This is a genomic window from Paenibacillus sp. NPDC058174 (assembly GCF_042883865.1).
In the GTDB taxonomy this organism is placed as follows: domain Bacteria; phylum Bacillota; class Bacilli; order Paenibacillales; family Paenibacillaceae; genus Pristimantibacillus.
This window is the reverse complement of the sequence record NZ_JBHVUY010000005.1, coordinates 218,069-230,190: the sequence shown is the minus strand read 5'-3', so window position 1 is coordinate 230,190 and position 12,122 is coordinate 218,069. Positions and strand designations below refer to the sequence as shown.

General features: G+C 50.3%; 7 protein-coding genes. 3 read left to right on the top strand and 4 right to left on the bottom strand.

Going from position 1 to position 12,122, the window contains the following annotated elements; translation table 11 throughout:
• Positions 1–223: hypothetical protein (locus tag ACFVVF_RS22950; protein WP_387814629.1), on the bottom strand; the 223-nt coding region annotated here is incomplete at its 3' end.
• Positions 224–1,161: 938 nt separating this feature from the next.
• Between ACFVVF_RS22950 and ACFVVF_RS22945 the strand changes: the two genes are divergently transcribed.
• Positions 1,162–1,449, top strand: coding sequence for a hypothetical protein (locus ACFVVF_RS22945; RefSeq protein WP_387814627.1), 288 nt, complete (start codon positions 1,162–1,164; stop codon positions 1,447–1,449).
• Between the two features lie 133 nt (positions 1,450–1,582).
• Here ACFVVF_RS22945 and pyrE read toward each other — a convergent pair whose 3' ends face one another.
• Together pyrE and ACFVVF_RS22935 are read right to left on the bottom strand one after the other, a co-directional pair.
• Positions 1,583–2,110: an orotate phosphoribosyltransferase gene (gene pyrE / locus ACFVVF_RS22940; RefSeq protein ID WP_387814625.1), complete on the bottom strand. Its 528-nt coding sequence runs from the start codon at positions 2,108–2,110 to the stop codon at positions 1,583–1,585.
• Between the two features lie 73 nt (positions 2,111–2,183).
• The gene (locus ACFVVF_RS22935) at positions 2,184–3,419 is read right to left on the bottom strand and encodes an APC family permease (protein WP_387814623.1); all 1,236 of its coding nucleotides are present in this window, start codon (positions 3,417–3,419) and stop codon (positions 2,184–2,186) included.
• A gap of 209 nt (positions 3,420–3,628) precedes the next feature.
• On the opposite strand from ACFVVF_RS22935, the gene ACFVVF_RS22930 reads away from it, so the two are divergent.
• Together ACFVVF_RS22930 and ACFVVF_RS22925 are read left to right on the top strand one after the other, a co-directional pair.
• Positions 3,629–4,600: a LysR family transcriptional regulator gene (locus tag ACFVVF_RS22930; RefSeq protein WP_387814622.1), complete on the top strand. Its 972-nt coding sequence runs from the start codon at positions 3,629–3,631 to the stop codon at positions 4,598–4,600.
• A gap of 297 nt (positions 4,601–4,897) precedes the next feature.
• Positions 4,898–8,836 carry a glycosyl hydrolase family 18 protein gene (locus ACFVVF_RS22925; RefSeq protein WP_387814620.1) on the top strand — a complete coding sequence of 1,313 codons (3,939 nt, stop codon included), beginning with the start codon at positions 4,898–4,900 and terminating at the stop codon, positions 8,834–8,836.
• Positions 8,837–8,902: 66 nt separating this feature from the next.
• Here the strand turns inward: ACFVVF_RS22925 and ACFVVF_RS22920 are convergent, their stop codons facing one another.
• Positions 8,903–11,971, bottom strand: a complete 3,069-nt coding sequence (locus ACFVVF_RS22920; protein ID WP_387814618.1) for a discoidin domain-containing protein — start codon at positions 11,969–11,971, stop codon at positions 8,903–8,905.
• Positions 11,972–12,122: the final 151 nt, after the last annotated feature.

Below are 12,122 nucleotides of genomic sequence, written 5' to 3'. Positions count from 1 at the left end.
GTTCGCTACACAGAGGCTTGCGGGGGCGGACTTCTGCTAGAGCGAAGCTAGCTTCGCTACTCATGAACATAGGTTCGCGATTAGCGAAAATTGGTTCGTTGCACCAGTTCAGCCTCTTCAAATTCGCCAGTATAGCGAAAATTGCTTCGTTGATTTGCGAACCCGCTTCGCTAACAGCTAAGTATCGTGTTTTCTTCGGAGATGTGGGTTTCATCTCGCTCAAATGTTGGTTGGAGCGAACCTGTTTCGCTATTTTGCGAAGACAGATTCGCTACACAGAGGCTTGCGGGGGCGGACTTCTGCTAGAGCGAAGCTAGCTTCGCTACTCATGAACATAGGTTCGCGATTAGCGAAAATTGGTTCGCTGTTCTCACTCAGCCTCTTCTATTTCGCCAGTATAGCGAATATTGCTTCGCTGATTTGCGAACCCGCTTCGCTAACGGCTGAGTATCGTGCATTCTACGGAGATGCGGATTGCCCTCGCTCAAATGTTGTTTGGAGCGAACCTACTTCACTAATTAAGTTTTGTGTGGTTTACAGGTTCCTAGTTCATGCTGCTTATGATTTGCCGGGAGTTGCCCCACCGCAGATGGTGCACACTCCTCAAACAGTCCTCTTTTCTCCGCTCATAGCCTCCAACCGTCAATCAAAATGTAAAAGTGCAGTTTGTTTGCGGCTTTTCGGCCAATATCGAGGCTCAAAATGCAAAAGTGCAGTTAGATTGGGCAAAAACGAGGGAAAACAGCCATTTTAGCCCCTTCAAAATGTACTTTTACATTTTGAAGCCCTTTTTGCCCCTTTATGGCGCAATCAAAATGCACATTTGCATTTTGATTCGCTTTTTGACACGTCGACTAACAATTTTACTTGTCTATAGTGTCACTGTTGCGCTCCTTAGTTTCTTTAGCGTCTTCCACCTGTCTTCCTTGTACTCCTAACTCCCATTACCTCCAAGTGTATCTCTTACCGCTACGTTCACCTTACTCCTCTAGCCTACTCCTCTAGCCTACCTAGTACCCAGTTTTTCTACTACCTGCCGTTGCCGTTTTTATGCCCAGCACCGCTTTACCGCTTCGTATGAACTCAGCGCCTTCCGCAACTTTCCATAGCTCCTATACGTATGAGTTACGAGTTTCAACGAACTGGAGGTTGACGCACACCATGAACTTCAAACCAATTAAATATTTGTCAGTATTCATTCTCGCGATAGGCGTCCTGCTTATGATCTACGGGTTGTGGCAATACATGCCGAAAACCTTTTCGTCGGAAACCTCCGACTATGTTTTTATGAAAATAACGGTTAAGCGAGTCGTGTTCCCAGTAAGCGGGCTGGTCTTCACGCTGCTCGGCATTACGCTGCTCAAATTCATCACCCATGTCGACAATGAGCTGGAGTCGCTTCGCCATGAGCTCCGTCTATTAAACAAAGAAGCAGAGAAAACGCGATAACACGGCGTCTCGCATCTCGTTTCAATTAATAGAGCGTTCATCGAATCAGCTAATCTCATTGCTCGTCATACAAGCCTCGGCAACAAGCCACAAAAAAAAGAGCCGCCTCAAGGCGACTCGTCTCTATCAAAATCTATTTCGCAGCTGCCAGCAGCTCGTCCATCGTAAACAGGGAATAGAAGGCGAGGCCCGCCTGCTCCAGATTGTCCCGGCCTGCCGCCTCTCTCTCAATGACGCTAACTACTGCGTGAACATTCGCCCCATGCTGCTTCAAATCTTCCGCACTAAGCAAAATTTGGCCGCCGGTCGTTACGACGTCCTCGATGATACAGACGTTTTTGCCGGCAATCTCAATTCCTTCAGCCAGCTTGCATGTCCCGTATTCCTTCGCCTTCTTCCGTACGAACGCGGCTGGTATGCCTGTTTTTAAAGACAGCGCAGTCGCTACCGGAATGCCGCCCATCTCAAGTCCGGCCAACACCTCCGTACCCGGCGGGACCAACGGGGCAAGCTTTTCGGCAATTGCCGCGAGCAGCTTAGGATCGGACTCGAATAAATACTTGTCAAAATATTGATCGGATTGCTTGCCTGACCGTAAACGGAATGTGCCCGTCAGATGCGAGGCGTTGTAAATCTGTTCTGCCAGTTCCATCTTCTCCATACCTGAAAGCTCCCTTCGCAGTGCGGATCATAATCACCAATAATTCCATCTTTATCCACGATACCAAAAGAACTCAAGTAAGTCTAACCCTAGCAGAAAAATGTCTATACAAATAATAGACAGCCAAAACGCCGATCAGTACCAAAGACAGCGGTGAAGAGTGGAAAAACAGCATCCCGACAAAAAATAAAGCAAGTATGCTCCCGCTAATTTTTATAAACTTACTCGGAATCAGCACAATTCCCGCAACAATACCGATTAATGCGTTAATCGTCAGAAAGCTGTTTGCGAAAGCGACCAGCTCTTCCAGGTCGAACCATCCGGCGCGAACTGCCAGCAGCACCGCCACATTCAGCACAAATATAACTAGAACTCCAACTACCGGAACATTATGTTGCGACCGCTTGCCCAGAAAAGCCGGAAGCACCTTCTCCGCCGACAAGGAAGCAATCAGTCTAGCAATGCCTCCCGCATATAGAAAATAAGTAGAACCGCATAGAAACAAGGCAAGCAGCGCCATAATGAGCGGACTCAGCCCTCCAAACAGCGAATGGATAATAGCCGTAATCGTAAGGTCCCCTTCGCCAATTGAGCTAGCAGCCGTTCGCTGAATCGCTGCGGCAACGACGAGATCGACTGCGGAAATTGCCGCGATGCTGATCCAGATCGCTCTGCGGATCGTTTTTTTCGGCTCCCTCACATCACCGCTGTAATTCCCGATAATCTCCCAGCCGAAGATCGCCCAGAATAGAATCAGCAGCGCATAGCCAAAGGCCGAAGGATCAAAGCTGCTTGTGATGGCAAGCGGCTCGGGGTAATCCAGCAAGCTTTTGGCCCCGCCCAGAAACAGCACAGCGGCTGCCACAATCGACATGACGAAAGCGACTTTCCCCAGAAAATGAACCCTCGCCAGCAATAACGCGATACAGACCGGCAGCAGAATGAAACTTACCGTCAGAGGGGACATGCCCCCAAGCTTCGCCATATATTCCCCTGCCGTCAGCAGCACCGCTGATGCGCCGAACGTCACTCCTATAATGAGGTAAAAAGCTGCCAGCCGTTTGGCATACGGACCAAATACATGCTCAACCGCATTCGTCGCTCCGCCGTCGCCCGGAAACTGAATGCTGATATACCCAAAAATAAACGCGACTACAAAGCTGATCAAAATAATCGCCAGCCACGCCAAAACCGCCCAATCCTTCGCGATACCGTACACGATGGGCGGAAGAATTAAAATACCGGAGCCGAGTATCGGCCCGATAATTAAACCGCTGAGCGCGATCGGCCCCATTTTGTTCTGTTTCATCCTGCATGACTCTCCCTGTCCGTGACCATATTCCACTCATGAACATGCTGATCCGTTTCTCGTTCATTCCATCTCTAAAGTATACCGTGACAAAATACGATGTGTTAAAACATAAAAACTGCCGTTTGCTATCGATTCAACCGATAACGAATTGGCTCTTTTTCCGCATTGCGATACAATAATAAGAGCTATTAATAGGAGGAACGAGCATGACCTTTCAGCAAATGAAATATGTAGCGGAAATCGCCCGCTGCCGTTCGATTAATAAAGCGGCCGCTGCGCTGTTCGTCTCGCAATCCAGCATCAGCAGCGCACTGAAAGAGCTCGAGGCCGAGCTCAATATCTCGATTTTTACCCGCAGCAATCAAGGGGTGGAATTGACGCCGGAAGGCAGGCAATTTCTGAGCTATGCCAATTCGCTGCTGGAGCGCAAATCCTATATCGAGAGCCTGTACACTTCGAATCAGGTAGAGCCGGAAGCTCAGTTTTCCGTATCGACCCAGCGCTACCCGTTCGCAGTAGATGCCTTCGTCCGGCTGGTGAACCAAATCGATAACCCGCGGTTCAGCTTTACGATCCGGGAGACGAGCATGGACAAGGTCATTGAAGATGTGTCGGCTTCTGTCTCGGATATCGGGGTCATCTTCACTTCCAACTTGACGGAGAAGATTATCAAACGTTTTCTCGGTACACGAAATATTGAGTTCCATCTGCTGCGCAAAATTCAGCCCTGTGTCTATGTGAGGAAGGGGCATCCTTTGGCGGGAAGAGATTCGTTGAAGGCGGAGGATTTGAACGACTATATCTATATGGCGTTTGAGCATAAACAGGGGGAATCGATCGATTTTTCCGAGGAATTCAATGTGATCCCGGCCAGAAAACCCAATCGGACGATCGTCGTCAATGACCGGGCTACTGCCGTTAATATCGTGTGCAATACCGACGTCGTCTCGACGGGAAGCGGTCTGCTTGTGGAGGAATTTATGGATGGACGCATTATGTCCATTCCGTTAGAGGACTATGGCGATAAAATGCGGCTCGGCTGGATCAAGCTGAAAAACAGATCGCTTACCCCGGAAACGGAAATATTCATTGAGCAGCTGAAGGAATCGATTGAGAACGCGATCGTATTTACAGAGAAAGTAAGGCGGGAGGAACAATCCCTTCGCCAGCAAGAATAGTCAACAACACATAACTAACGGATAACCTGGGTTGAAAATAATACTTGAACAGGGCGCTGCCAGCATTGGCTCGCCCTGTTCGTCATGCCCCGCCAGGCCTCTCTGTTACGCCATTCGAGCCTACCCGTCACATCCTCTAAGGATGCGACAACGCATATCGACAATATTACATTTTTGTAAAATTTTATCCCATTTATCGTATGAATTTCACCTTCCGTTCCCTATCACTTCCACCCATGATAGAGGGGAGCGTGACTAGCCCTACATTTTATAAGAAGAGGTGATTGAATGTATTGGATGTCTCGCAACAAGAATATGAAGCCGTTATTGATCGCATTTCTCGTGCTCGCGCTGGCCTTTAGCCCGCTGCTGAGCGCAACGGTCTCGTATGCAGAAGAATCAGCTCCCGAGGAGCAAAGCGAAGAACCGAGCGGCGGCGGACAGGCAGAAGTACAAGACCCTGAAGCACCGCAAAACCTGAGCGTTGTTGCCGATTCTGTCACAACAACTAGCGCTACGATCAAATGGGATCTGGACCCTGACAAGAATGATATTGATATTTGGCTGAAAAGCGACACCGGCGAAAGCTACTTCACATGGGGGAATAGCGGTGAGAAAGTGCTAACCGGGCTAACCCCTAATACTACGTACAAATTTTATATCACTTGGTACGAACGCCCGCTTCCTGAAGTCATTCATAAGAGCAACATTATTGAATTTACAACTAAGGATGGAGAAGTGGTCGTAACGCCTGGCCCGACAGCCGGAGCAACGAATCTGGAGGTTGTCAGCGTCACACACAACAGTGTCAAGCTGAAATGGGTGAACGCAACGGGTATCGACGACTACTGGATTTGGGATACGAACGGCAACTATAAATTTTACGGAAACACACAATTAGCAACTGTAGGCGGCTTAAACCCGGAGACGACCTACTCCTTCTTAATCGGTCCCGACGGCATTCAATGGGCGCAGTTGACACCGGAGCTCAAGAGCAACGTCGTCACCTTCACGACGACAGAGGATCTGTCCGAGTATGAACCGCTGCCGCTCATGCCGCCGCAAAACCTGAAGGTCATCAGCCTCACGGAATCAAGCGTTACGCTGGGCTGGGAGGGCAGCCCGACAGCCAACGGCTATGAATATTGGATCAACGGCGGCTATAAAGGCGGCATCTGGGACGGCTCCAACCGTCTGACGTACAACTTGACGCCTGAAGAGATCAGTAGCGGCGTGACGCTGACGTTCTTGGTCGGAGCACAGCTGGCAAATGACGACGGGGTCAAAGCCTCGGAGAAGAGCAATGCCGTAACCCTCACTTGGGGACAGCTGGATGCTCCACGTGATTTGCAAGTCGTGACGACAAATACAACCACAGCAGCACTTGGCTGGGCACCAACACCGGGAGCCAGCAGCTATGATATTTATCAGGATGGCGTTCTTATTGGCAGCAGCAATTCAAACCGCTATACCGTAAACGGCCTGACCGCAGGACAAAGCTATACGTTCACGGCCAAAGCGAAAAACAGCCTGTGGGAATCGCCGCTAAGCGGCTCCGTAACAACAGTGCCGGGAAGCAGCTATAACAACGTAACGTATTACACCGCCTGGTCAGGCTATGCCCGCAATTTCAAACCAACCGATATTGATTTGTCCAAGGTGACGCACATTAACTATGCATTTGCCGACCTTTGCTGGAAGAAAGCAGGCTCGAACGGCGTAGAATGTCAGACTGACAAAGTGCCGCTGCAGGATCGATATGTCCACGATGGTGAGATGGTCGTTGGAGACCAGTCGATCGACTTAACCAATTTCCAAACCTTCTCTGCCCTTAAGGATTCCAATCCACATCTGAAAATGCTCGTGTCCGTAGGCGGCTGGTCCTTCTCCAATTACTTCTCGGATATGGCCGCAACGGAGGAGACACGCCTCTCGTTCTCCGGCTCTGTCGTGAAGTTCCTGCGGGCTTATGATCTGGACGGCGTCGACATCGACTGGGAGTATCCGGTTGAAGGCGGCGAGGATGGCAATAGCCACCGCCCTGAAGACAACGTCAATTTTACCGCTTTGATGAAAACCGTCCGGGAGGCTCTGGACGCGGCAGGCTCGGAGGACGGCAAATATTATTTGCTGACGATCGCTTCCCAGCAAGCCGATTCCTTCATACCGAATGCCGATCTGGCAAACTCGGTGCAATACCTCGATTTCGTTAATATTATGGCTTACGATTACAGCGGCAACTGGGAGCTTCTAGCCCACCACAACGCTCCGCTCTACTATGATGAGACGCATCCGAAAGCATCTGCTGAACGCAACAACGTCAGAGGCGGCGCTCTTGGCCATCTGAACGGCGGCGTTCCGCCTCATAAGCTGCTGCTTGGCGTGCCTTATTACGGAAAAGGCTGGGAAGGCTGTCCTGAACCTGGAGAGTACCAGACTTGTACGGGAATTCCGGTAGGCAAGTGGGAAAACGGTTTTTATGATTTCGATGATTTGGAGAACAGCTTTATTGGTAAAAACGGATACGTCCGTTATTGGAACGAAGACGCGAAAGTTCCTTATCTATTCAACGAAGAGACAGGCACGTTCATCACTTACAATGATGAAACATCGATGATGTACGCGGCATCCCTTGTCAAAACGCTCAATTTGGGCGGCGTCATGAGCTGGGAAATCAGCAATGACGAGAATCGGACGCTGACGACACAGCTCGTTAAGGACTTGCCGATTACCGGCATCGTCAATCCGAATGCGCTTGCTGCACCCCAGCAATTAGTTAAGGTGAGCAGCGGTACGAGCTCAATTGAAGTGAAATGGAATGAAGTTGAAGGGGCAACTGCATACGAGTTCTATGTCAATAACCGTTTCCTTGTCACAACAGATGATACGCAAGGCATTTTGACCGAATTGTCACCAAACACGGAGTATACTTTTACAGTACTGGCTATTGCGGAAACTGATGGACAAATTACAGAGGTATCGCCGTTCAGCACTCCGCTGACTGTGCGCACTTCCGGCTACAGCAGCTCCTCAGGTTCATCCGCTCCTCCTGCCGCTGCCGCGGGCAAAAACGAGCTGGAGGCTGAAATCAGCAAATCCGGAGATATCTGGATTCTTCAGATTAAGAAGGATGCCGCGGTGAAAGCTATCGGAGCAGCCGATACTTCATCTTTCATAATCTCTGCAGCCAGCAAACAGGCCGAGATTACAATACCTAAAGAAGTGATTACAGCCATAGCCGCAAAAGGAGAAGACGCGAAGCTCTCGATCATTCTGAATGGTGTCACCTACTCCATTCCGGTGCACGCGATTCATCTCGATGCAGACATTCGCATCGTTATCGCATCTCCTGCTGCCAAGACTGCCGAAGCAATTCAGAAGCTGGCCGAGACGGAAGGCTTGAAGCTGCTCGTGCCAGCGCTTGATTTCCAAATTTTAAAGAAAGCCGCTAACGGACAGTTCGAAGAGGTAACGGCATTGGGCTCACATTCCCTCAGCCGCTTGTTCACAATTAGCGGAAGCCTGAACCCAGCCAAAGCAACCGGCGTCGTCTACCTGCCGGATTCCAATGAATTCCGTCCGGTACCGACACGCTTTACGAAGAACAGCGACGGTACTTACGCTGCTGAACTCCTCCGCAACGGCAACAGCATTTATACGATCGTTCAATCGGATATCGCATACAGCGACGTTACAGCTGAATGGGCGAAGAAAGCCGTTAACCGTGCCGCAGCCAAGCTGCTGCTTGACGGAATTACTGCCGAAGCATTCGGAGTGAACAAGAGCATTACCCGTGCCGAGTTTACGTCGATGATTGTGAAGGGACTTGGCATATTACCGGTATATGGAGCCGCTCCTTATGAGGATGTTGCTGCGGATTCTCCATACGCAGGCGATATTGCCGCAGCGAAGCAGCTAGGTCTCGTTCAAGGCAAATCAGCCACTCAATTTGACCCAGATGCAAGCATTAGCCGCCAGAATATCGCCGTTCTGCTTGCCAATGTGCTGGCTTATCTGAAGGTAGACGCCAAAGCAGATGAAGCCGTACTCGCCGGATTTACAGATGCCGGAAGCATTGCGTCTTACGCAAAATCCGCGGCGGCGCTTGTCGTCAAGCAAGGGCTCATGATCGGCAAATCCGGTACGAAGTTCGATCCGCTCTCCAGCCTGACCCGGGCTGAAGCGGCTGTCATCGTCATCCGTGTACTGGAAACGCATAAGCTGGATAAAGGATAAGGATGATTAGACTGGTATAACCAAAAGAGGAGCAGCCGCCGGCTGCTCCTCTTTTCACACTGCCTGTTATTTGTAAATCGTAAAGATCAGATCACGGTTGCCTGCGTTTTCCGTCGTCCAGGTCAAGCCGCCGTCTGTCGACAGCCGCTCGAAGCCGCCGGCATACGTGTTGCTGTCGCTGTAGGCAAAGCCGTATTTGTTGTTCGTAGAGCCGTCCTCAAGCGAACCCGGCGAGCGCAAAATCAAGCCATACTTCTTACTCGTATCCAGACCTGTCAGGCGCGGATAGATGGCATAAGGCGTAGCCGCTCCCGGGATGTTGTTAGGCTGCAGCGCGGCGCTGAACAGCTTCTTCACTGGATTGTGGCTGGCGTCCAATTCAACAATATCCAAATAGTAATTGTCCTCCGGAACCTTATTGACGTAGCTCTCATACAAGTAGACGTCCATTTTCGGCAGCTCGGATTGCGTTATCGTAAAAGTCTGCATCCGCTGAATGACGTCGCGAATATCCGAATAGGTCGAATACGAGGAACCGCTGTTGTCCTGATCGATCCGGTATCCGGTATTGCCAGGTACGTTATAGATTTCGATCTCTTGGATCGATGGGATGAAACGGGCTTTGTTGATGTACAGTCTGATTTTTGAAGTGTTTACGGTCGGGAAATCGAATACGCGGCGGTCGCCGATCGTAAAGCCTTTCGTCAAGTTGACGTAAGCGGAGCCGTTCCAATACTGCAGCGTATACGTATCGATCTGGAAGCTTTGGTTACCGGAGCCGTATTCGCTGACGGCAACCCGGTTTACGTTCGTTGCGGCACCCAGATTAACCTCCAGCCATTGATCATTTGCCGTACCGCTCGCCCCGCTCCAGCGCGTGCTGACCGAGCCGTCAATAGCCTTGGCTGCATCATATCCGCTGGACCAGGTAGAAGATGCTGTTGCCGATTTACCCAGTGCAAGATTGACCGGCGCCGTCGGCAGCGACGAAGGCTGCTCGGAGATACGCACGATGATAGACTCGCCAGGCTTCAATGTGCGAGAGTAGCTTCCTGTATATTGCCCGATTTTCGTACTGCTGTAGATCTCAGTCAATGTGTAGTTCGTGCTGGCGTTTAATCCAAGATCAGTAAATGACAGCGAGACTGGCGCAGAATTGTTCATATCCCAGTTGGACAGGCCGACGATACGGTCGCCGTTAGTGTCCGTCAAATAGATTGCGATAGGAGAATGCTCCAGCTTGTGATAGAAATTCGACATTTTCACAGGCTTGGCTGCGTTGCCTTTTTTGACCAGATCAAGCAGGCCTGCGTTGCGCAGTATCGCCATCCGGTCCTCGGAAATAAACGGAACGTTGTCACCGATCAGCCAATGTCCTCCCCCAAGCGCGATTGCCGTCGAGAGAAGCGTGCCTTCATTTAGAGTGATTTTATCAAAGCCGTTAATGACACTCTCTGGAAAAATCATATCGACATCGTTGTACGCGTACAACGTGTCATTCGTCCACCAAGAGGCGGCAGCATTAAATGCTTGGCGCTCAATGCCCGGATAGGATTCAAGGCCAATTGTCGTATCCACGCCTGTTCTTCTGCCATGGGCATAACCGGCAGGCAGCAGCGGTGCTATCGATTCATTGATGTAAATGTCTTGAGGAGCGGCGAGTAGCGCATCACGCATAATCTGCATGCCGATCCGGTAGGCTTGCATGCCGTTTTTCGTCGTGTCGTAAAATTTGCCGTCATACATGCCCAGATCGATAAAATCGAGCTTCACATAGTCAAAGCCGGGCTTCACATGATACGTGTCCATAATCCAGGCGATATAAGCTTGTCCGCCCGGATGGGTCGCATCAACGATGTACGTGTTGATGTAGGATTTTATCGGGTTGCCGCTGGCATCCTTGAGCGCAATTTCCCCAAACGTATAGGACGTTGTAGGAACAGTAGCTGTCAAATCATCAAAGATAGCGAATGGCGCAGAGTAAGTCCCGGCCTTCATCCCTTTTCCATGCACATAGGCGACGAAATCATCGAGATTCTCCAGATCGGTCTTGTTCTCAACCCCTTGGTAGCAGCAATCCAGATTCATGTAGTTGTAGCCAAGCGGCTTCAAATGCTCCTCGAAATAATCCGTCATCGGGAACATTGCATCGGCTGTCGGGTAAGCATAGTAGGCGTACCAAGTGTTGAAGCCAATTGGCACATCGTCATTCCATTCCAGCTTAGGCTCTGCGATGGCATAGGTGCGGCCAAACGTCTCCAGACCTTGCTGATAGTCATCAAAGTATCCGAGGAAAAACTTGTCTGAGCTTACTGAGGTGCCGCTTTGCTGCCCGCCCGCATTATAGATGGAAAATCCGGTCAACGGACCGTTGGCCGTTGCGGCTTGGCGCAAATACTGCATGCTTTTCCAATTGAACGTCGTCGCAGCTCCTGCAACTACGCCATGTTTATTCGTATTATCGAACACCGAGGCAACCCAATAGCTTGTCCCGTTGAAAGGTGCCCATGTTTCGCCTGCGCCGTAAGGCCGGTCGTAGCCGTTTTGGCTTTTGCCGAAATCATTAACCGGAGCTACGCCAAAATCATAGTTGTTCGTATATGGCGTCGTATAAATCCGCTTGTCCGAGCCCGCTCCGATATTCAGATTGTTAGCGGCAATGGGCTCCAGGAAGTCGATGTTTTGGCTTGTCCCGTTGTTTACGGTCATATCCGTTAAAATATAGGACTTGTCCTCGTACATCGAAATCCGAAGAATGATTGTCGAACCGGAGTTCAGCTGATTCGTAATCGTCAGCCGCTGGCCGTTCGCACCATAGCCGTCGTTCCCTGTCGCCGCCCAGCTCGCGGTTCGCGTCGCCGGATCAGCCGAGCTGATTCGGGTGCTGTTTCCCGCCACACTGTAATCGGAATAAAAGTCCGACAAAATGACCGTACTTCCTGCCGAGAAATTGCCTTTGCCATTTGCCAAATCATAATTGAGAGTCAAAAATCCATTGGTAGCGCTTACAATTGTGCCTGACTGAGAGATTGTGACTGCCGATGCCGCGGCTGGAGCCGCCGAAGGCACCAAGCCTGCTAGTACGAGTACAAAGACGAGCATGGCTTGAATCATTTTTCTTGATTCCTGCATCATTCCTTAATTCCCTCCTGCAACAATAGATTGGAGATACTGTTAAATATCTCCTCATCTAATCTTGCATGGTGACACCTTTCCAAACAATTCAAAAAATTGTCTAACCTGCGTTCAATTTTTTGCACGCTGGCTGGCTGACCAACTGAATGAC